Here is a 21,226-nt window from a genome sequence, read left to right as displayed (position 1 = left end):
AACTTTCGATGGACGCGCGCGGATGCGGCCGTTCCGTAGCGTCGAGCACGATGAACGAGCATGCCGTCGCGAAACGTCCCGGGGGTCGCGTCCCCGTCTGGCTTCGAGTCCTGATCCCCGCCGTCCTGATCCTCGTCTGGTTCGCCCTGTTCGGCGCCGGAGGCGCCGCGTTCGGCGGGCTCTCCGACGTGCAGCAGAACGACCAGGCGTCCTTCCTCCCCGCGTCGGCGGAGGCGACCGAGGTGAACGAGCTGCAGGACGGGTTCCGCGACTCGGAGAACGTCCCGGCGATCGTGATCGTCGCGTCCGACGACGGATCCGACCTGTCCCGATCCCAGCTCGCCGACATCGAGGCCCTCCGGGAGGACGTGCTCGACATCGACGGCGTCGTCGCGGACGAGACGTCTCCGGTGATCCCGTCGGACGACGGCGAGGCGGCGCAGTTCGTGGCCTCGATCGCGCCCGGCGAGGGCGAGGAGGGCTCGGGCGCCACGGTCGAAACCGTGCGCGAACTGCTCGACGAGTCGCCCGTCGAGGGCACGACGGCGGCCGTCACCGGTCCCGCGGGCTTCACGGCCGACCTGGCCGCGGCGTTCTCGGGCATCGACGGCCTGCTCCTGGCCGTCGCGCTCCTCGCGGTCCTCGTCATCCTCGTGATCGTCTACCGCTCGCCGCTCCTGCCGATCATCGTCCTCTTCACGAGCGTGACCGCGCTGACGGCGTCGGTGTTCACCGTCGTGCAGCTCGCGAAGGCCGACCTGCTGCTGCTCTCCGGACAGACCCAGGGGATCCTCTTCATCCTCGTGATCGGCGCCGCGACCGACTACGCACTGCTGTACATCGCCCGCTACCGCGAGGCGCTCTCGCAGCACGGGACGAAGTGGGATGCGACGTGGGCGGCCCTGAAGGGCGCGTGGGAGCCGATCGCGGCCTCGGCCGGCACGGTCATCGTCGGCCTGCTCATCCTGCTCGCGTCCGAACTGAACTCGAACAAGATCCTGGGGCCCGTCGCGGCCATCGGCATCGTGTTCGCCATGCTCGCCGCGCTCACGCTGCTGCCGGCCCTGCTGCTCTGGGCCGGGCGGGTCGCGTTCTGGCCGCGGCGCATCGCCCGCGCCGAGTCGGCCGCGCCGGATGCCGAGCAGGGCAGGCACGCGGCTCCCGTCGACGCCGAGGAGTCCGCGGAACGCGGCCTCTGGGGCGCCATCGGGCGCCTGGTCTCAGGGCGCCCCCGGACGGTGTGGATCCTCTCGACGGTCCTGCTCGGCGTCATGGCGCTGGGCCTGGTCCGGCTCGACGCCGACGGCGTGCCGTCGAGCGAGTTCGTCCTCGGCGAGTCGCAGGCGCGCGACGGGCAGGAACTGGTCAGCGAGCACTTCCCGGGCGGCTCCGGCACTCCGGCCGTCATCATCGGGCCGGAGGAGGACCTCCAGGCGATGGCCGACGTCGCGCTCGACACTCCGGGCGTGGCATCCGTCGCCGTGCTCTCGGCCGACTCGCCGGCAGGCAGCGCACCCGTGACCGACGAGGGCATCCAGGCGTTCGGTCCGCCGGGAACCCCCGCACCCGACCCCACCGTGGTCGACGGCGCCGTGCTGCTCCAGGCCACGCTCGACGACCCGGCCGACTCGGCCGAGGCCGAGGCCACGGTCGTCGAACTCCGGACGGGCCTCGACGACGTCGGCGAGGACGTGCTCGTCGGCGGTCCGACCGCCGTCGCGCTCGACACGAACGAGGCCGCGATCGCCGACCAGCGACTCATCATCCCGCTCGTGCTGCTCGCGATCCTCGCGATCCTGATGCTGCTGCTGCGCGCGGTCGTCGCGCCGCTCATCCTCATCGCGAGCGTCGTGGTCTCGTTCGCGGCCGCGCTCGGCGTCTCGGCGCTGGTCTTCGAGTACGTGTTCGGCTTCTCCGGGGCCGACCCGTCGGTTCCGCTCTTCGGCTTCGTGTTCCTCGTCGCGCTCGGCGTCGACTACAACATCTTCCTGATGACGCGCGTGCGCGAGGAGGCCGCGAAGCACGGGACGCGCGAGGGGATCCTCAGGGGGCTCCGGCTCACGGGCGGCGTGATCACCTCGGCCGGCCTCGTGCTCGCTGCGACGTTCGCCGCGCTCGGCGTCCTGCCGATCCTTTTCCTCGCCCAGATCTCGTTCATCGTCGCCTTCGGCGTGCTGCTCGACACGTTCCTGGTCCGGACGCTCCTCGTGCCCGCCGCCTCGTACGACATCGGGCGTGCGATCTGGTGGCCGAGCCGCCTGGCGCGGGAGGAACGCCGGCATGGCGCCCACGCGGCGCCGACGGATGCCGCGGAGCCCGACGAGGTCCCGCCGGCGGGCGAGGGCGAGCGGACCGACCGCGTGCCGGTCGAGACCGGCTGATCCGGGTGCGGCCGACCCGGTCCGGACCGGGTCGGCCGAGCCGGTGCCGAACGAGACGAGCGGATGCCCCCGGGGGGAGGCATCCGCTCGTCTCGTTCTCGGCGCGTCGCGGCCTAGTAGAGCGCCCGCTTGATCAGGTCGGCCTGCTCGGCGGCGTGCCGCTTCGCGGACCCGGTCGCGGGGGACGCCGCCGCGGTGCGGGCCACGAGCCGGACCTCCCGCGGACCGAGCTTGTTCGTCTCGATGATGAAGAACGGCCACGCGCCCTGGTTCTCGGGCTCGTCCTGCGCCCACACGAGTTCGGCGTCCGGGTAGCCGTCGGCGACGGCCTTCAGCTCGGCGGCGGGCAGCGGGTAGTACTGCTCCAGGCGCACGAGCGCGACCTCGGGGTTCGGGTTCTTCTCGAGCTCGGCGAGGAGGTCGTAGTAGAGCTTGCCGGCCATGAACACGACCCGCTTGACGGCGGCCTTGTCGCTGATCCGAGCGTCGTCGATCACCGGCTCGAAGCGGCCCTGCGTGAAGTCCTCGACCTCGCTCGTCGCTCCGCGGAGGCGCAGCATCGCCTTCGGGGTGAACACGACGAGCGGCCGGCGCGGGCGCTGGTAGGCCTGGCGGCGGAGCAGGTGGAAGTACGACGCGGGCGTCGACGGGCGGGCGACGGTCATGTTGTCCTCGGCGCACATCTGCAGGTAGCGCTCGATGCGGGCGCTCGAGTGGTCGGGACCCTGGCCCTCGTAGCCGTGGGGGAGCAGGAGGACGACGCTCGAGCGCTGGCCCCACTTCTGCTCGGCCGACGAGATGAACTCGTCGATGATGGTCTGCGCGCCGTTCGCGAAGTCGCCGAACTGCGCCTCCCACATCACGAGCGCGTCGGCCCGCTCGACCGAGTAGCCGTACTCGAAGCCCATCGCCGCGTACTCGCTGAGCAGCGAGTCGTAGATCCAGAAGCGTGCCTGCTGGTCGCCGAGGTACTGCAGCGGCAGCCACTCCTGGCCGTTCACGCGGTCGTGGAGCACCGCGTGGCGCTGCACGAACGTGCCCCGGCGCGCGTCCTGGCCGACGAGGCGGACCGGGGTGCCCTCGAGCAGCAGCGAACCCAGCGCGAGCAGCTCGCCGAAGCCCCAGTCGACCTTGCCGTTGCGGCTCATGTCCTGTCGCTTGGCCAGCAGCTGCTGGATCTTGGGGTGGACGGTGAATCCCTCGGGCTTGTTGTTGAAGGCGTCTCCGATCGCGTGGACGACCTCGGTCGACACGCCCGTCGTCTCCAGCTCGCCGGAGACCGGCTCCGCCACGTGCGCCTGGCCGCCGACGATCGGGATCGACCCGGTCTGCGCCGCATGCGTCTCGGCGAAGGCCCGCTCGAGGCGGTCCTGGAAGTCGCGGTGCGCCTCCTCGTACTCCTGCTCGGTGATGTCGCCGCGACCGACGAGCGCCTCCGTGTAGAGCTTTCGGACCGAGCGCTTGGCCTCGATGAGGTTGTACATGAGCGGCTGCGTCATCGAGGGGTCGTCGCCCTCGTTGTGGCCGCGACGCCGGTAGCAGACCAGGTCGACGACGACGTCGCGCTTGAACTCCTGGCGGTAGCGGAACGCGAGCTCCGCGACGCGGACCACGGCCTCGGGGTCGTCGCCGTTCACGTGGAAGATCGGCGCCTGGATGGCCTTCGCCACATCGGTCGAGTAGATCGACGAGCGCGCGTCGCCCGGGACGGTGGTGAAGCCGACCTGGTTGTTGACCACGAGGTGGATGGTGCCGCCCGTCCGGTACGCGCGCAGCTGCGACATCTGCATGGTCTCGACCACCACGCCCTGGCCGGCCATCGCCGCGTCGCCGTGGACGAGGATCGGGAGCACCGAGTACGTGCCGACGGGCTTGCGGTCCTGCTTCGCGCGGACGATGCCCTCGAGCACGCCGTCGACGGCCTCGAGGTGCGACGGGTTCGCCGCCAGCGAGACCGGGACCTGCTGGCCGTCGTCGGCGGTGAAGGTGCCCTCGGTGCCGAGGTGGTACTTCACGTCGCCCGACCCGGAGAAGGCCTTGGAGTCCAGCGTGCCCTCGAACTCGCGGAAGACCTGGCCGTAGGTCTTGCCCGCGATGTTCGTGAGCACGTTCAGCCGGCCGCGGTGGGCCATGCCGATGGCGACCTCGTCGAGGCCCTCCTTCGCGGCGCCCTGCAGCACCTCGTCGAGGAGCGCGATCATCGACTCGCCGCCCTCGAGGCTGAAGCGCTTCTGCCCGACGTACTTGGTCTGCAGGAACGTCTCGAACGCCTCGGCCTCGTTGAGCTTGCCGAGGATGCGCATCTGCTCGTCGTGCGTCGGCTTCTCGTACTTGCGCTCGACCTGGTGCTGGATCCACCGGCGCTGCACCGGGTCCTGGATGTGCATGTACTCGATGCCGATGGTCCGGCAGTACGAGTCGCGGAGGACGCCGAGGATGTCGCGGAGGAGCGCGGTCCGCTTGTCGCCGAAGCCGCCGGTGACGAACTCGCGGTCGAGGTCCCAGAAGGTCAGGCCGTGGCTCTCGATGTCGAGGTCGGGGTGCGAGCGCTGCACGTACTCGAGCGGGTCGATGTCGGCCATCATGTGGCCGCGGACGCGGAAGGAGTTGATCAGCTCCTGCACGCGGGCGGTCTTGTCGATCGCGCTGGCGATGTCGACCGAGATGTCGGCGTTCCACTTGATCGGCTCGTACGGCAGGCGGAGGGCCGCGAAGATGTCCTGGTAGAAGTTGCGGTCGCCGATGAGCAGCTCGTGCACCTTCTTCAGGAACTCGCCCGAACCGGCGCCCTGGATGACACGGTGGTCGTAGGTGGAGGTGAGCGTGATGGTCTTGCCGATCGCGAGGTTCGCGAGCGTCTTCTCGCTGGCCCCCTGGAACTCGGCCGGGTACTCGAGCGCGCCGGCGCCGATGATGCAGCCCTGGCCCTTCATGAGGCGCGGCACGGAGTGCACCGTGCCGATGCCGCCCGGGTTCGTGAGCGAGATCGTCGCGCCCTTGAAGTCGTCGGCGGTGAGCTTGTTCTTGCGCGCCCGGGAGACGAGGTCCTCGTACGCGCCGAGGTACTCGTTGAAGGTCATCGTCTCGGCACGCTTGATCGCGGGCACGAGGAGCGCGCGGGTGCCGTCGGGCTTCGGGATGTCGATCGCGATGCCGAGGCCGATGTGCGCGGGCTTCACGAGGGCGGGCTTGCCGTCCACCTCGGAGTAGTAGACGTTCTGGCTCGGGAAGTCCTTCAGCGCCTGGATGAGCGCCCACCCGATGAGGTGCGTGAAGGACACCTTCCCGCCGCGGGTGCGGCGGAGGTGGTTGTTGATCACGATCCGGTTGTCGATCATGAGCTTCGCCGGCACGGTGCGCACGCTCGTCGCGGTGGGCACGGTGAGCGACGCGTCCATGTTCGCCGCGAGGGTCTTCGGCAGGCCCTTGAGCGGGAGGACCTCGTCCTCGCGCTCGCCCACGTCGGCCTTCTGCTGGGGGCTCGTCACGGGGACGTCGGCGGGTACCGGGGCGGTGCGCGGTGCGACCGAGGTGGTCCGTGCTGCCGGGGCCTGGCCGATCACGGCGTTCGGGGCGGTGGCCGGAGCGTTCGGGGACGCCGCGGGCTGGTCGGCCGGCGCGGCACCGGCGGCCGGTGCGGCCGCCTCGGACGTCGGGGCGGCGGGCGCCTCGGAGCCGGCGGGCCGCTCGACGGGCGCGGCCGGAGCGGCGGGGGCCGCCTGGGCGGCATCCGCCTGCTCGCTCGCCGCGCTGTGCAGCGCCGTCTCGTCGGGCATCGCGGGCGCGGCGGCGGGCGTCGCGGCGTTCTCACCGGTGCGCACCTGACGGTAGTGCTCGAGCACCTCGCGCCAGGTCTCGTCCACCGAACTGGGGTCGGCGAGGAACCGCTCGTACATCTCGTCCACGAGCCACTCGTTGGCTCCGAACATCGCCGACGTCGTCTCGTCGGATCCCGACCCGGTCAATTGGCTCGACACAGCCTTTCGCCCACTCTCTCCATTGATGGATGCTCACCTCTGGCGTGGCGCGCAGCACGACGCGGAACGCCCACACAAGCCTAAACCCCTTCCGACGGCGCTCGGCACCGTGCAGCGGATGCGCGACGGGGATCGCAGCATCCTCCCAGCGCGCGCGGCGGGGTCCCGGCCGGGACCCCGCTCGGACCCGCGAGGCATAGCCTGTGGGCATGGAGTTCTATCGCACGACGCCGCGGCACGACCTCACGTACTCCGACGTCTTCCTGGTGCCGAGCCGGTCCGGCGTGACGAGCCGGCTCGACGTGTCGCTCGCGCCGGACGACGGGTCCGGGGCGAGCATCCCGATCGTCTCCGCGAACATGAACTCGGTGACCGGTCCGAGGCTGGCGGCGACCCTCGCGCGCCGTGGCGGGATCGGCGTGCTGCCGCAGGACCTCCCGCTCCAGGAGCTCGACGACGCGATCCGGTGGGTGAAGTCCCGCCCGGCGCGCTTCGACGTGCCGCACGCGTTCTCCGCGGACCGCACCGTCGCCGACGCCCTCGAGGTGCTGCCGCCCGTCGAGGGCCACGGCATCGTGCTCCATGGCGACGACGGCCGCTACGCCGGCACGATCCCGGCCACGCGCCTCGCGACGGCGCTGCCCGACGCCCGGCTCGGCGACCTCGTCCACGGCGCCATCCCGTCGCTCGACGCCGACGACGTCGACACCCCGCGCCGGGCGTTCGACCTCATGGTCGACGCCGGCATCGACTTCGCGCCGATCCTCGAGCACGGGCGGGTGATCGGCACGCTGAGCCGCCGCAGCGCCCTGCGCGGCACGGTCTCCGAGCCCAACACGGATGCCTCCGGCCGCCTCCGCGTCGCGGCGGCGATCGGCATCAACGGGGACGTCGAGGCCAAGGCGCGCGCGCTGGCGGCGGCGGGCGTCGACATGCTCGTCGTGGACACGGCGCACGGCCATCAGGAGGGCATGATCCACGCGGTTCGCACCGTCCGCGCCGCGGACCTCGGCATTCCGATCGTCGCCGGGAACATCGTCACGGCCGACGCGGTCGCCGACCTCGTGGAGGCGGGCGCCGACGTGCTGAAGGTCGGAGTCGGCCCCGGCGCCATGTGCACCACGCGCATGATGACGGCCGTCGGACGGCCGCAGTTCTCCGCGGTGCTCGAGACCTCGGAGGCCGCGCGCGAGCACGGCGCGGCCGTCTGGGCGGACGGGGGCGTGCGGTACCCTCGCGACGTTGCGCTCGCGCTCGCCGCCGGCGCGGCATCCGTCATGATCGGCTCCTGGTTCGCGGGCACCATCGAGGCGCCGGGGACGCTCCGACGCGACGCCGAGGGACGCGTGTTCAAGGAGAGCTGGGGGATGGCCTCGACGAAGGCGGTCAAGGAGCGCTTCGGCCGGCTCTCCGCCTACGAGCTCGCCCGGAAGGAGCTGTTCGCGGAGGGCATCTCGTCGTCGGCGATCTACCTCGACCCGCTGCGCCCGTCGCTCGAGGACCTGCTCGACATGATCACCTCGGGGGTTCGGAGCTCGTTCACCTACGCGGGTGCGCGCAGCGTGCCGGAGTTCCGCGAGCGTGCGCTCGTCGGCATCCAGTCCGCAGCCGGCTACGAGGAGGGCAAGGCGCTCCCGGTCAGCTGGTAGGCGCGTGTGACGGCCCCGTTACGGCTCGGGGAGCACGTGGCATCCGCGGATATACTGGGTCGACCATGGACGACCCTCCCTCTGCGACCTCGCCCTGCCATAGACCCTCGCCCGTGACCGCGCGCGGAGGTGCGGATGTCTGAGTGGGTACTCCTCGGCATCGGATTCCTCCTCACCGTCGGCACGGGCCTCTTCGTTGCGAGCGAGTTCGCGCTCGTGAACCTCGATCGCGCCGACCTCGAGGCCCGGCGCGCCAGGGGCGAGACCCGCCTCGGGCTCACCATCGAGGGCCTCAAGATCACCTCGACGCACCTCTCCAGCGCGCAGCTCGGCATCACGCTGACCACGCTGCTCACCGGCTACACGATGGAGCCGGCGATCTCGTCGCTGCTCGCCGGCCCGCTCGCGGGAATCGGCCTGCCCGAAGCGCTGATCCGGCCCGTCGGCGCGATCACGGCCGTCGTCGTCGCGACCCTGCTGTCGATGATCATCGGCGAGCTCGTGCCGAAGAACTTCGCGCTCGCCCTGCCGCGGCGGACCGCGAAGGTCGTGATGCCGTTCCAGACCGCCTTCACGTGGGTCTTCCGGCCGGCGATCACCGTGCTGAACGGCAGTGCGAACCGCCTGCTGCGCCTCGTCGGCATCGAGCCGAAGGAGGAGCTCTCCGGCGCCCGCTCGGCGGAGGAGCTCTCGAGCCTCGTGCGGCGGTCGGCGAGCGCCGGCCTGCTCGAGCAGGACACCGCGACGCTGCTCGGGCGCACGCTGCGCTTCTCCGAGCACGACGCCTCCGACGTCATGACGCCGCGTCCGCGAGTCGCCGCGGTGCAGCGCACCGAACCGGCGGAGGCCGTGCTCGAGCTGGCGCGGCAGACCGGGTTCAGCCGCTTCCCCGTGTACGACGAGGACCTCGACGACGTCGTGGGCATCGTGCACGTCAAGCAGGCGGTCGCCGTGCCCCGCGAGAAGCGGGACGTCGTGCCGGCGTCGGCGCTGCAGTCCGACGCGCTCCGCGTCCCGGAGACGATCAAGCTCGACGCGCTCCTCGGCGAGCTCCGCGGTCGCGGCTACCAGATGGCCGTCGTGGTCGACGAGTACGGCGGCACGGCCGGCGTCGCGACGCTCGAGGACCTCGTGGAGGAGCTCGTCGGCGAAGTCTCCGACGAGCACGACCGCACGCGGGCGGGGGTGGTCCGACGGGGCGAGTTCGTCAGCTTCCCCGGGATCCTGCGACCTGACGAGCTGCTCGACCGCACCGGCATCCGCGTGCCGGAGGACGGCGCGTACGAGACGGTCGCCGGGTACGTGATGGCGACGCTCGGGCGGCTGCCGGTCGTCGGCGACGAGGTCGAGGTCGAAGGCGGCACGTTCCGCGTGCAGCGGCTCGACGGGCGTCGCATCGACCGGATCCAGTTCTCGCCCGCGACGGTGCCGACCCAGGCGGATGCCGCCCGGGAGGCCGCCGTCGTCGGCGACGACGCGAGGGAGGCGGGCCGATGAGCGACTGGGCGGGACTGGCCTGGCTGTTCGTGCTGCTGCTCGGCAACGCGTTCTTCGTGGGCGCCGAGTTCGCGGTCATCTCCGCGCGCCGCTCGCAGATCGAACCGCTCGCCGAGCAGGGGAGCCGCAGTGCGAAGACCGCGCTGTGGGCGATGGAGCACGCGACGCTCATGCTCGCGATGAGCCAGCTCGGCATCACGATCTGCTCGCTGCTGATCCTCACGGTGTCGGAGCCCGCGATCCACCACCTGCTCGAGGTCCCACTCGAGCTGACCGGGTGGTCGCCCGAGGTGGTGTCGACGATCGCGTTCGTGATCGCGCTCCTGCTGGTCTCGTACCTGCACGTGGTCCTCGGCGAGATGGTGCCGAAGAACCTGTCGTTCTCGCTGCCGGATCGTGCGGTGCTCCTCCTCGCCCCGCCGCTGGTGTTCACCGCCCGGATCTTCCGGCCCGTCATCGTCGCGCTGAACGCGACCGCCAACGGCGTGCTCCGGCTCTTCGGCGTGCAGCCCAAGAGCGAGGCGACCTCGACGTTCACGCTCGAGGAGGTCCAGACGATCGTCGTGCAGTCGCGGCGCGAGGGCGTCCTGGTGGATGCGAGCGGGACGCTGACGGCGGCGTTCGAGTTCACGACCAAGAAGGTGCGCGACATCGCCGTGCCGATGGACGAGCTGGTCTGCCTGCCGGCGGATGCCGCGCCCGCCGACGTCGAGCGCGCGGTCGCGCGGCGCGGCTTCTCGCGCTACGTGCTCGCCGGCGGAGACGGCGAGCCGGTCGGGTACGTCCACCTGAAGGACGTCATCGACCTCGACGACGACGAGTTCGATGATCCGATCCCCGCCAAGCGCGTTCGCAGGGTGGTCTCGATCTTCGACGGCACCGATCTCGAGGACGCGCTCGCCAGCATGCGCCGACTCGGGACGCACCTGGCGCGTGCGTTCGACGAGCAGGGGCGGACGACCGGCGTCATCTTCCTCGAGGACATCATCGAAGAACTCGTCGGCGAGGTGCAGGATGCCACCCGGAGGGGGTGACGCGGGCGCGACCCGGTCGGCGTAGACTCGCAGCGTCTCCGAGAGATGAGGTGGTCTCATGTTTGAGAACTCGATGACGATGGCCGTGCTCGCAGCGTCCGACCTCGAACGGGCGCAGCGGTTCTGGCACGATGTCTTCGGCCTTGATCCGGTGTCGACCGACATGGGCGGCGCGACGTACGTCGTGGGCGGCGTCGGCGTGCTCGTGTACGAGTCCGAGTTCGCCGGCACGAATCGCGCCACGGCGCTCGCCATCATGACCGACGACCTCGACCGCGACATGGCCGAGCTCCGGTCCAAGGGCGTCGTGTTCCACGACTACGACATGCCGGGCCTCAAGACCGAGAACGGCGTGGTGGAACAGGAGGGCGAGCGCGGAGCCTGGTTCGACGACAGCGAGGGCAACATCCTCTCGATCGCGCAGCCGACCGCCGTCTCGCTCGATCAGGCGAGGGAGATGCTCGCCGCGGCGTCCGCCTGACCTCCGCCACGCGCCCGGCGCCCGGACTCGAGCGCCTCAGAACTCGCCGTCGTTGACCTCCGGCCTCGCCCGGCGGTACTGCGGCGGCCAGACCGACGCGCTCGCGCCGAGTTCGTTCGCGGCGCGCAGCGCGAGGTGCGGGTCGCGCATCATCGCCTTGCCGAACATGACGGCGTCGGCGGCGCCGGATGCCACGAGGCGCTCGGCCTGCTCGGGCGTCGTGATCCGTCCCACGGCCGAGACCGACACGCCGGCCCGCCCGCGGACGAACTCCGCGTGCGCGGCCTGGTAGGCCGGGCCGACCGGGATGCGCACGTCGCGGACGAGCCCTCCGGTCGAGATGTCGAAGAAGTCGGCGCCCGCCTCCGCGGCCCATCCGGCCACGGTGGAGGTCTGCTCCTCGTCCCATCCGCCCGGTGCCCAGTCGGTCGCGGAGAAGCGCACGAACATGGGCATCCGCTCGCCGATCTCGGCGCGCACCGCGCGCACGATCTCCAGGAGCAGTCGTGCCCGGCCGCGGAGGTCGCCGCCCCAGTCGTCGCCTCGGAGGTTCGAGAGCGGTGACAGGAACTGGTGCACCAGGTAGCCGTGCGCGGCGTGGACCTCGACGACGTCGAAGCCCGCCTCGACCGCGCGCCGAGCGGCCGCCCGGAAGTCCTCGATCACGCCGCGGATGCCCGCCTCGTCGAGCGCCACCGGCGCCCGCAGGCCGTCGAACGCGATCGGCGATGGAGCCACGGTGGTCCAGCCGCCTTCCTCGATCGGCTGGGAGCCCCGCCGGTCCACGGTCTCCGGCCACACCGAGGCCTTGCGGCCGGCGTGCGCGAGCTGGATCCCCGAGGCGGCACCCTGCGATCGGAGGAACCGGGTGATGCGCGCCCACGCGTCCGCCTGGGCGTCGTTCCAGATGCCGGTGTCGTAGTCCGAGATGCGCCCGTCGGGACTCACCGCGGTCGCCTCGGCGATGACCAGTCCGGCGCCCCCGGCCGCCATGGAGCCGAGGTGCACGAGGTGCCAGTCGTGCGGGACGCCGTCGCGCTCGGTCACCGAGTACTGGCAGAGCGGCGGCACCCAGATCCGGTTGCGGATCTCGAGACCCCTGATGCGGATCGGGCGGAAGAGGGCCGGGGTGCCGTCGTGCTCGACGGCGGCGACCCGGTCGTCGCGGATCATGCGGCGAGTCCCCGGAGCCACGACTCGAGGCCGACGGCACCCGTGAACACGTGCCCGGTGCCGCCGACCGCCGTCGCGCCGTCGACGTTCACGGACTTGTTGTCCACGAAGAGCAGCTGTTCGGGCGCGATGCGGAGCTCGCGCATCACCAGCCGGAAGATCTCGCCCTCGGGCTTGACCATGCCGAGCTCGCCGCTCACGAACACGGCGTCGAAGAGCGGCGCGAACGAGCCGTGGCGCAGCCAGCCGCCGAAGTCGGCCCCGGCGTTCGAGAGCAGGGCGAGGCGCGTCCCGCCGGCGCGGAGCGCGTGCAGGATGCGGAGCGTCGCGGGGTCCACGCTGAGCCAGCCGCGGTGGTCGATCGCCCAGAGCTCGTGGCGGTCCACCTCGGTCCACTCCGCGCCGAGGTCGTCCGCCACCCTCGCCCAGTAGTCGGCGATCGCGAGCGTCCCGCGGTCGAGCTCGTCGCGATGAGCCCAGTAGGCGGTCCAGAACGCCTCGGCGCCGTCGCCAGCGATGCCCGCCCGCGTGAGGAGCGCGGCGCGATCGGCCTCGGAGGGCGAACGCGAGATCACCTCGCCGTAGTCGAAGACCACCACTCGGGGCGACAGGGCGATCGGCGCGGGAATGGTCGCAGGCATGCCCATCAACCTATCGTTGGGAGCATGGCAACCGGCACGTGGCGCGAATGGACCGCCGACGACGCATCCGACTGGCTGAGCGAGCCGGGCGCGGACGACGACAAGTACCGCCGGGGCGTCCTCGGGGTCATCACCGGCTCGGCCGACTATCCCGGTGCGGCCGTGCTCGGGGTGGAGGCCGCCCACCGCGCCGGAGTCGGCATGGTGCGCTTCACGGGCCCGCGGCCCGTGCGCCAGGCGGTGCTCGCCGCCCGACCCGAGACGGTCGCCGTGGCGGGACGCGTGCAGGCGTGGCTGCTCGGCTCGGGCATGGACTCGACGAACCGCTCGTTCAGGCTCGCAGGCGAACTCCAGCATGCGCTGGCGTCGGGGCTGCCCTGCGTCCTCGATGCCGGCGGGCTCGACCTCGTCGGGTCGCACACGGGGCCGACCGTGATCACGCCGCACAGCCGCGAGCTCGCCCGGCTGCTGCACGACCGGGAGACCCCGTGCACCGTCGAGGAGATCGACGCCGATCCGCCCGGATGGGCCGAGCGCACGGCTCACCAACTCCAGGTCGCGGTCCTGCTGAAGGGGGCCGTCACGCACGTGTGCGATCCCGACGGGACCCGGCTCACCGTGACCGCGTCGACGCACTGGCTCGCGAGTGCCGGCACCGGTGACGTCCTCGGCGGCATCATCGGCGCACTCGCGGCCACGCACCACGAGCGTCTCGCGCGCGATGCCGCGGCGATCACGCATCTCGCCGCGACGGCGGCCCTCGTCCACTCGGAGGCGGCGCGGCGCGCGAGCGAGGCCTGGGACGGCGGCCCGGTGACCGCGCTCGACGTGGCGCACGCGGTGCCCGCCGTCGTCGGCGGCCTGCTCCGTCGGTGAGCCGGTCCCGCCGCTCGCGCGGCTAGGCTCGGATGCCATGGCGGAGTCCGGCACCGATGTCGCGGGGCACCGGCCGGGGGGCCCGCGTCGGATTCCCTCGCGCCTCGGCGGGCGCGCCGCCCTCTGGGTCGCGTTCGGGGCGGTGCATCTCGGGCTCGCACTGCTGAACCTGTTCGCGCCCGGATGGCCCCTCGGCGACGTCACCGCGGTGTACCGGGTCTGGGCCGAGACCGCGCAGCAGGGTTTCCTGCGCATGGGCATCGACTCGCCCTGGGTGTACCCGATCCTCGCGTTCGCGCCCATGACGGCCGCGCTCGCGTTCGGGTCGGCCTGGTACGGGGTGACCTGGCTCGGCATGGTGACCGTCCTCGACGCGATCGCCTTCTCGGTGCTGCTCGGTCGGGGGTTCGTCTCCCGGCGACGCCGGGCGGCGGCCTGGTGGTGGCTGGGCTTCCTCGCGGCACTCGGTCCGATCGCGCTCGGCCGCATCGATGCCGTGACCGTGCCGTTCGCGCTCGTCGGCCTGCTCTGGGCGGCGGGGCGGCCCCGCGTGGCCGCGGTGCTCGTCACCGTCGCGACGTGGATCAAGGTGTGGCCGGCCGCGCTCGTCGCGGCGATGCTCGTGGCGCTCCGGCGCCGATTCGACGTGTTCACGGTCGCCGCGACGCTGTCGATCGGGATCCTCGGGGTGAGCCTGATCGCCGGATCGGGCGCGAACGCGCTCGGCTTCGTCGCCGAGCAGGCCGGGCGCGGCCTGCAGATCGAGGCGCCGCTCGCGGTGATCTGGCTGTGGTGGATCGTCGCCGGGACCGACGCGGCGACCATCGTGTACGACCAGGACATCCTCACCTTCCAGATCGAGGGTCCGGGTGCGGATGTCGCGGCCGCGACCACCACTCCGCTCATGGTGCTGGGCCTCGCCGCCGTGCTCGCGGCGGGGGTGCGGTCGGCGCGCCGCGGCGCGCACGTCGGCGCCCTGCTGCCACCGCTCGCGGTCGCGTTCACCGTCGTCCTCATCCTCGCGAACAAGGTGGGGTCGCCGCAGTTCGTCACGTGGCTCGCGGCGCCGGTCGTGCTCGGCATCGCGCTCGGAGGGTCCCGCTTCATCACGCCGGCGTCGATCGCGGCTGCCATCGCGGTGCTCACGCACGTCGTCTACCCGTATTGGTACGCGTGGCTGCTCATCGCGAACCCGGGATTCGTCCTGCTGCTCACGGTCAAGGTCGTGCTCCTGTTCGTGCTGCTCGGATGGTCGGTCCGCGCGGTGTGGCAGGCTGGGAGCGATCGGCGCCCCCGAACGGCGTCGTGACCTCCGGCGCCCCGGGCGCCGTCGACCCCAGGGAGGAACTCGCATGCTGGTGGCGTTCTCGGTCGCACCGAGTGGAACCGGACGGAGCGACGGATCCGTGCACGACGCGGTGGCTGCCGCGGTGCGGATCGTGCGCGAATCCGGACTGCCGAATCGCACGACCTCGATGTTCACCGAGCTCGAGGGGGAGTGGGACGAGGTCATGCGGGTCGTGAGGGACGCGTGCGACGCGGTCGCCGAGTACGGCTCGCGGGTCTCGCTCGTGCTCAAGGCCGACATCCGACCCGGGTACTCGGGCGAGTTGGACGCGAAGGTCGATCGGCTCGAGGCCGCCATCGAGAACGACGGCTGAGCCCGCGCGAGATCCGGGCTCGTTGCCTCGACGGCGTCGGGGGACCGGCATCGAGGGAGCCACCACGGATTGTCGAATCGATTCGATCCGTGCGATGATCGAACGGTGACCCCCGACTCCAACGGGCCGACGACGCCGTCGCCGGCCCGCATCCGCTTCGCCCTCCTCGCGCTCGCGATGGGCGGCTTCGGCATCGGCGCGACCGAGTTCGTCGCCATGGGCCTCCTGCCCGACATGGCCGCCGACCTGCTGCCGAGCCTGTCCGCGGAGTCGACGGATGCCGCGAACGCCGCCGCCGGCTGGATCATCTCCGCCTACGCGCTCGGCGTCGTCGTCGGCGCACCGACCATCGCCGCGGCCGCCGCCCGGTGGCCGCGCAAGCGGCTGCTGCTCGCACTGCTCGCCGCGTTCAGCCTCGGCACGATCGCGTCGGCGCTCCTGCCCACGTTCGAGCTCGTCGTCGCCGCGCGCTTCGTCGCCGCGCTCCCGCACGGGGCGTACTTCGGCATCGCCTCGCTCGTCGCGGCGAGCCTCATGGGGCCGGGCAAGCGCGCCCGCGGCGTCGCCCTCGTGCTCTCCGGGCTCACGATCGCGAACGTCATCGGCGTCCCGCTCATCACGTGGCTGGGCCAGCAGGCGGGATGGCGCATCGCCTACCTCGCCGTCGCCGGGATCTTCGTGGCCACGTTCGTCGCCGTCGCCGTCGCGGTGCCGTGGCAGGCGGGCGACCCCACGGCGACGATGAAGCGCGAACTCCGCATCTTCACACGCACCCAGGCGTGGTTCGCGCTCGCGATCGGCGCCGTCGGCTTCGGCGGCCTCTTCTCGGTCTACAGCTACGTCGCCCCGCTCGCGACCGAGGTGACCGGCCTGCCCACCGGGGCGGTGCCGATCGTGCTCGTCGTCTTCGGCCTCGGCATGACCATCGGCAACGTCGTCGGCGGGCGCCTCGCGGACTGGAGCGTGCGGCGATCGATGTACCTGTTCTTCGCCTCCCTCTCGGGCGCGCTCGTCCTCCTCGGGGCCACGGCGCAGCATCCGGTCGGACTGGCCGTCGGCGTCTTCCTCGTCGGCGCCTCGGCGGCGGCGCTCTCGCCCACGATCCAGGCGCGCCTCATGGACGTCGCACGCGACAGCCAGTCGATCGCGGCCGCCCTGAACCACTCGGCGCTGAACATCGGCAACAGCCTCGGCGCCATCCTCGGCGGGCTCGTCATCGCCGCGGGCCTCGGGTACGTCGCCCCCGTCTGGGTCGGGCTCATGCTCACGGTTTCGGGCAGCATCCTCGCCCTCGGCACGTTCGCGCTCGACCGGGCGCGCCGGCGCCGCGGCATCCCGCTGCCCTCGGTGACCGGCGCATTCGGCGCGATCGGCGACTGACCTACTCGGACTGCAGCAGGATGCCGTCGGCGATCGCGCGCTTCCGGAGCGCCACCTTCGTCCCGACGTCGTATCCTGCGAGGCGGTACTTCTCGCGGATCCGCTTCAGGTAGCTCTTGGCGGTCTCCTCCGAGATCCCGAGCTGGAACGCGACCGCCTTGACCGGCTGGCCCGCGCCGTAGAGCGCCATCACGCGACGCTCCTGCGCGCTGAGGCGCGGTGCCGCGCCGTCGGATTCCAGTGCGTCCTCGAGCTCCTGCGACAGGTACTGGTCGCCGTTCCGCGCCGCGCGGATGGCCTCGACGATCGTCTCGACGGGCTCCGACTTCACCAGGTAGCCGAGCGCACCGGCGCCGAGCGCCTCTCGGACGACCGCCGGCTCGGAGTACGTGCTCATGAGCATCGTGCGTACGCCGGCCGACTTCAGCGTCGAGAGCTTGATCGAGATCGGGATGTTGTCGCGGAGGTCGAGGTCGAGGAGCACCACGTCGACCGGGAACTCCGTGTGGGCGAGGAGCTCGGACCACGACGGCACCGCGGCCACGAGGTCGACGTCGTCGGTCGCGCCGCGGAGCCACTCGGTGAGGGCACCGAGCAGCATGCGGTGATCGTCGACCACGGCGAGTCGGATGGGCGGCAGCTCGGGTTCGGGCACGTCATGCTCCCCTCGGGTTGACGGCGCTGGGCGGCGCCGGGTTCCGGACCGTGGGGTCGATCCGGCACTCGAGCTCGATGCGGAACCCCTCCGGACCCGGAACGACCTCGTGTACACCGACATTATCGAGTGCGTCCCATGTCGCCGCATCGACGCGGCGCGCCGTGAGACCCGAGACGTCGAGTCCGATCGCGACGCCCGCCAGCTCGCCGGGTCGAGGGCCGCCCTCGGGATCGTCGTCGGCCGGCGTCCCGACCTCGGTCTCCCGGCAGTGGACGCGGACCTGGAGCGGGGGCTCGTTCGCCTTGCGTCGTCGCTGGCCGGCGACGAGCCAGAGCGCCAGGAGGAGCCCCTCGCGCTGTGCCGGTGAAAGCAGGCCGGCCAGGCCCTGCGCGTCGTCGACGCTCACGCGCCTGCTGAGGTACGCCGACTCGGTGACCGCGTGGCGCAGCCACGTGTCGGTGCGGCCCTCGATGAGTCGGATGCGCAGGCGTGCCGCGAGGCTTCCCGCGCGCTCGGCGGCCTCGGGCGGGAGCGGGATCGAGATGCGACCGGATCCCACGTCCTCGAGCAGCGACTCGGCGTCGTAGTCGAGCTCGGCGAGCTCCTCCGAGGCGCGCATGCCCACGGCCGAGCGCGGGGTCGCGACGGTCGACTGGACCAGCGAGAGGTCGAGCTCGCGTCCGACGAGTCGTCGGAATCCGCGGACGCCCATCGCGACGAGCACCACGGGGACCACCGCCGTCGCGGCGATCGCGAGTCCGGGGACGGTCCACGTCCCGGCGGTCCGCACCTGGAGGAGCGCCGCGACCGCGAGGACGCCGGCGATGACCGCGGATGCCGCGACCGGGGTCCGCGTCTCACGCAGCGCCGCGACCGGGAGGAGGAGCGCGGCGGCGGCCGGCGCTGCCGTCGGCGTGATCCCGAGGTGCAGCAGGCCCGCGGTCGCCGTGAGGTCCATCGCCACGGGCACCGCGAGCGCGGCGAGCAGGAGCACGTGCGTCCAGTCCGCCACTCGGGTCAGGCCGCGGGTCGCGACGACCGTGGCGACCGCGACGACCGCGAAGGCGATCCACGCCGGACCCGAGCCCGTGCCGGGCGGGAAGACGTCCACGAGGCCCACGGCATGGGCGAGGTGGGCCAGGACGATGACGCCCGCCGCGGCGGTGACCCCGATCGCGAGGCGGCGTCCGCCGTGGGCGCTGCGGATGTCCTCGGCGGCACGGGCGGACCTGCTCGGGCGATCGAACTGGATCTCGTGCGTCGTGTCGGGCGACGCCTCGGTGGCGGGGGTCCGGCGGAACGGATTCACGGCTTCGGCACCTCCAGCATGACCGTCGTCCCCGACCCCGGCGAGCTGAACACCCGCGCGCGGCCCCCGACGGCGTGCAGGCGTCCGACGACCGACTCGGCGAAGCCGAGGCGTGCGGGGTCGACCGCGGCCGGCTCGAAACCGGTGCCCTGGTCGGTCACCATCGCCCGGACCGTGTGCTCGTCGTCGGTCACCGTGACGTCCGCGACGCTCACCCCGGCGTGCCTGCGGACGTTCTCGAGGCACTCGCCGAGCGCGCCGAGCAGCGCGTCGAGTGCGTCCTTCGGCAGCACGAGGTGGTTCGCCCCGTGCCAGTTGACGTCGAGCCCGAGACGCGCGAAGCGCTGCCGGACGGACTCGAAGGTGGCCCCGAGTCCGTCGTCGGTGGACTCGGGGGAGAAGATCGCGCTCGAGCCGTTGTCGAGCGGGGCGCCGAGCCGCAACTGCTTCAGCAGTCGGGCGTCGTCGCCGGCCTGCTGGCGCAGGGGCCCGGTGCCGACCCCGACGCCCGAGTGCGCGAGGAGGCTGAGCGTCGCGAGGACCGTGTCGTGCAGCACCCGGGCATCCTGGCGCTGCTGGGCCTCGGACTCGCTCGCCAGTCGCTCGGCCTCGTGCGCGCGTCCGACCTCGTCGATCCGCTCCGCGGCGCGGTCGATGGCGCGGGCGAGCCAGATCCCGACGATCACGCAGGCGATCCAGCCCGCGGCCGTGGCGACGACGACGAGGCGCACGTCGGCGCCGGATGCCGCGGACGCCCCGAGCGCCACGAGGACGGAGGCGGCGCTCGCGACGATCACCGCGGGTCCCGACGGGCGGACCACCAGGGGGATCGCGAGGGCGGCGCCGGACAGGGCGCCCACGGCCGCCATCGCGGTCGCACCGGCCGGGTCGAGCGTCGGGTCGAGGCCGACGACGAGCAGCAGTACGGTCGCCGCGGCCATGGCGCCGAGGGTCGCCGCCATCGCGCCGCGTGCGGTCGCGAGGCCGATGAGCACCGCCATGCCCACGACGAGCGCCGCGGCGAGGGCGAACCGGGACGGCGCGATCGCGCCGGGCACGATCAGGCAGGCCAGCGCGATCGCCGCGCCGGTGAAGCCGCCGACCCTCGCGAGCCGGCGCAGCAGCCGGTCGCGCTCCTTGTCGATCCGCCGCATGCCACCCCCTGCCCGTCGGCGCCGTGCGCGCCGCACGCAGCGCCCTTCTCGAAGATAGCTCAGAACGACCCCCGTATGCGGGACACGGGTCCCGAACCGGGGCGTGGCGTCCGTATCCGGTCAGTCGGCGAGGAGCCTCGCGAGCTCGGCGGCGACGGCGTCGTCCTCGATCAGGAACGCGTCGTGCCCGTAGTCGGAGCGCAGCACGACCGGCTCGTCGCCGTGGATCGTCCGCCGGACCCCGGCGGCGATCTCGCGCTGGCCCTCGAGCGAGAAGTACCGGTCGCTGTCGATGCCGAGCACGAGCGTGGCCGCCTCGATGCGGCTGAGGGCGGCGGCGACTCCGCCGCGGCCGCGGCCGATGTCGTGCGAGTTCATCGCCTCGGTGAGCGTGAGGTAGCTGTTCGCGTCGAACCGGCGGGTGAACTTGTTGCCGTGGAAGTCGAGGTAGGACTCGACCGCGAACCGCCCGCCGCCGCCGAGCGGGTCGAGGTCGGACTGCCAGCCGCGTTCGAAGCGCTGGTTGAGTTCGATCGGCGTGCGGTAGTTCAGCATGGCCATCCGCCGGGCGAGCGCGAGCCCGCGAGTCGGCCCGTCGCCGTCCGGTGCGTCGTAGTACGCGCCGCCGCGGAACGCCGGGTCGCTGCGCACCGCCTCGAGCTGGACGGAGTTCAGCGCGATCTGGTCGGCCGTCGTCGCGGCGGGCGCCGCGAGCACCGCGATGCGCTCGACCGACTCGGGCGCCATGAGCGCCCACTCGAGGACGTGCATGGCGCCCATGGACCCGCCGACGACCGCGGCGAAGCGCTCGATCCCGAGCTCTCGGGCGAAGGCCACCTGGGCGGCGACCTGGTCGCGGATCGTGACGAAGGGGAACCTGGCGCCCCATTCGACGCCGTCCGGGGCGACCGACGCGGGACCGGTCGAGCCCTGGCATCCACCCAGCACGTTCGGCGCGACCACGAACCAGCGATCGGTGTCGATGACGCGACCCGGGCCGACGACACCGGGCCACCAGCCGGCGCTCGCATGCGCCGGGCCCGCGGGACCGACCACGTGGCTGTCGCCGGTCAGGGCGTGCAGCACGAGGATCGCGTTCCCTCGCGCGGCATCGAGCTCGCCCCACGTCTCGTAGGCGATGCGGACGTCGGGCAGGACCTGGCCGGACTCGAGTCCGAGGTCGCCGATCCTCGCGAAGCGACGGTCGCCGACGGGGTCGCCCTCGCGCCATGCGCCCGTCGCGGGCGCGCGCCCGGCGAGCTGGTGGGCGGCACGGGCCTCGGGCACGACGCTCGCGGGCACCGTCTCCGAGGTCGTCTGCCAGTCCATGCTCCGATTCTCCCCGACGCGGTGGA

16 protein-coding genes are annotated in these 21,226 nt (G+C 72.4%); 9 read left to right on the top strand and 7 right to left on the bottom strand.

What is annotated here, in order from left to right:
* Positions 1-50: 50 nt before the first annotated feature.
* Positions 51-2,381, top strand: coding sequence for an MMPL family transporter (locus GJR97_RS03815; RefSeq protein ID WP_154345160.1), 2,331 nt, complete (start codon positions 51-53; stop codon positions 2,379-2,381).
* Positions 2,382-2,494: 113 nt separating this feature from the next.
* Here the strand turns inward: GJR97_RS03815 and GJR97_RS03810 are convergent, their stop codons facing one another.
* On the bottom strand, positions 2,495-6,310 hold the full coding sequence (locus GJR97_RS03810) for a multifunctional oxoglutarate decarboxylase/oxoglutarate dehydrogenase thiamine pyrophosphate-binding subunit/dihydrolipoyllysine-residue succinyltransferase subunit (RefSeq protein ID WP_229275948.1): 3,816 nt from the start codon (positions 6,308-6,310) through the stop codon (positions 2,495-2,497).
* A gap of 257 nt (positions 6,311-6,567) precedes the next feature.
* On the opposite strand from GJR97_RS03810, the gene guaB1 reads away from it, so the two are divergent.
* The 4 genes from guaB1 to GJR97_RS03790 all read left to right on the top strand — a co-directional run bounded on the left by guaB1 (position 6,568) and on the right by GJR97_RS03790 (position 11,019).
* Positions 6,568-8,007: a GMP reductase gene (gene guaB1 / locus GJR97_RS03805; RefSeq protein WP_154345158.1), complete on the top strand. Its 1,440-nt coding sequence runs from the start codon at positions 6,568-6,570 to the stop codon at positions 8,005-8,007.
* Positions 8,008-8,142: 135 nt separating this feature from the next.
* Positions 8,143-9,504 carry a hemolysin family protein gene (locus GJR97_RS03800; protein ID WP_154345157.1) on the top strand — a complete coding sequence of 454 codons (1,362 nt, stop codon included), beginning with the start codon at positions 8,143-8,145 and terminating at the stop codon, positions 9,502-9,504.
* The gene (locus tag GJR97_RS03795; RefSeq protein ID WP_154345156.1) at positions 9,501-10,538 is read left to right on the top strand and encodes a hemolysin family protein; all 1,038 of its coding nucleotides are present in this window, start codon (positions 9,501-9,503) and stop codon (positions 10,536-10,538) included. The genes GJR97_RS03800 and GJR97_RS03795 overlap by 4 nt, the downstream gene beginning before the upstream one ends.
* A gap of 58 nt (positions 10,539-10,596) precedes the next feature.
* Positions 10,597-11,019: a VOC family protein gene (locus tag GJR97_RS03790; RefSeq protein ID WP_154345155.1), complete on the top strand. Its 423-nt coding sequence runs from the start codon at positions 10,597-10,599 to the stop codon at positions 11,017-11,019.
* A 36-nt stretch (positions 11,020-11,055) separates the two neighbouring features.
* Here the strand turns inward: GJR97_RS03790 and GJR97_RS03785 are convergent, their stop codons facing one another.
* Together GJR97_RS03785 and GJR97_RS03780 are read right to left on the bottom strand one after the other, a co-directional pair.
* Complete coding sequence (locus tag GJR97_RS03785; RefSeq protein ID WP_154345154.1) at positions 11,056-12,192, bottom strand: NADH:flavin oxidoreductase/NADH oxidase; 1,137 nt, start codon at positions 12,190-12,192, stop codon at positions 11,056-11,058.
* Entirely contained in the window at positions 12,189-12,833 is a 645-nt protein-coding gene (locus GJR97_RS03780) for an HAD family hydrolase (RefSeq protein WP_154345153.1), read from the bottom strand. Before GJR97_RS03780 ends, GJR97_RS03785 begins: the two co-directional genes overlap by 4 nt.
* A 24-nt stretch (positions 12,834-12,857) precedes the next feature.
* Between GJR97_RS03780 and GJR97_RS03775 the strand changes: the two genes are divergently transcribed.
* The 4 genes from GJR97_RS03775 to GJR97_RS03760 all read left to right on the top strand — a co-directional run bounded on the left by GJR97_RS03775 (position 12,858) and on the right by GJR97_RS03760 (position 16,750).
* Complete coding sequence (locus tag GJR97_RS03775; protein ID WP_154345152.1) at positions 12,858-13,709, top strand: ADP-dependent NAD(P)H-hydrate dehydratase; 852 nt, start codon at positions 12,858-12,860, stop codon at positions 13,707-13,709.
* A 37-nt stretch (positions 13,710-13,746) separates the two neighbouring features.
* The gene (locus GJR97_RS03770; protein ID WP_154345151.1) at positions 13,747-15,018 is read left to right on the top strand and encodes a glycosyltransferase 87 family protein; all 1,272 of its coding nucleotides are present in this window, start codon (positions 13,747-13,749) and stop codon (positions 15,016-15,018) included.
* A 43-nt stretch (positions 15,019-15,061) separates the two neighbouring features.
* Entirely contained in the window at positions 15,062-15,370 is a 309-nt protein-coding gene (locus GJR97_RS03765; protein ID WP_154345150.1) for a thiamine-binding protein, read from the top strand.
* Between the two features lie 105 nt (positions 15,371-15,475).
* Positions 15,476-16,750, top strand: a complete 1,275-nt coding sequence (locus GJR97_RS03760) for an MFS transporter (RefSeq protein ID WP_324613115.1) — start codon at positions 15,476-15,478, stop codon at positions 16,748-16,750.
* 1 nt (position 16,751) lies between these two features.
* Here GJR97_RS03760 and GJR97_RS03755 read toward each other — a convergent pair whose 3' ends face one another.
* The 4 genes from GJR97_RS03755 to metX form a co-directional block, all read right to left on the bottom strand.
* Positions 16,752-17,405 (bottom strand): response regulator transcription factor, encoded by a 654-nt coding sequence (locus GJR97_RS03755; RefSeq protein WP_324613114.1) that lies wholly within the window; start codon positions 17,403-17,405, stop codon positions 16,752-16,754.
* A gap of 1 nt (position 17,406) precedes the next feature.
* Positions 17,407-18,717: a hypothetical protein gene (locus GJR97_RS18065; protein WP_229275947.1), complete on the bottom strand. Its 1,311-nt coding sequence runs from the start codon at positions 18,715-18,717 to the stop codon at positions 17,407-17,409.
* Positions 18,714-19,871: a sensor histidine kinase gene (locus GJR97_RS03750; protein ID WP_154345148.1), complete on the bottom strand. Its 1,158-nt coding sequence runs from the start codon at positions 19,869-19,871 to the stop codon at positions 18,714-18,716. Before GJR97_RS03750 ends, GJR97_RS18065 begins: the two co-directional genes overlap by 4 nt.
* 120 nt (positions 19,872-19,991) lie before the next feature.
* A complete protein-coding gene (metX, locus tag GJR97_RS03745; RefSeq protein WP_154345147.1) occupies positions 19,992-21,200 on the bottom strand; it encodes a homoserine O-acetyltransferase MetX in 1,209 nt (402 codons plus the stop codon).
* Positions 21,201-21,226: the final 26 nt, after the last annotated feature.

This window comes from Agromyces kandeliae (assembly GCF_009674665.1).
GTDB classification, from domain to species: domain Bacteria; phylum Actinomycetota; class Actinomycetes; order Actinomycetales; family Microbacteriaceae; genus Agromyces; species Agromyces kandeliae.
This window is presented reverse-complemented; position numbering and strand designations above follow the sequence as displayed.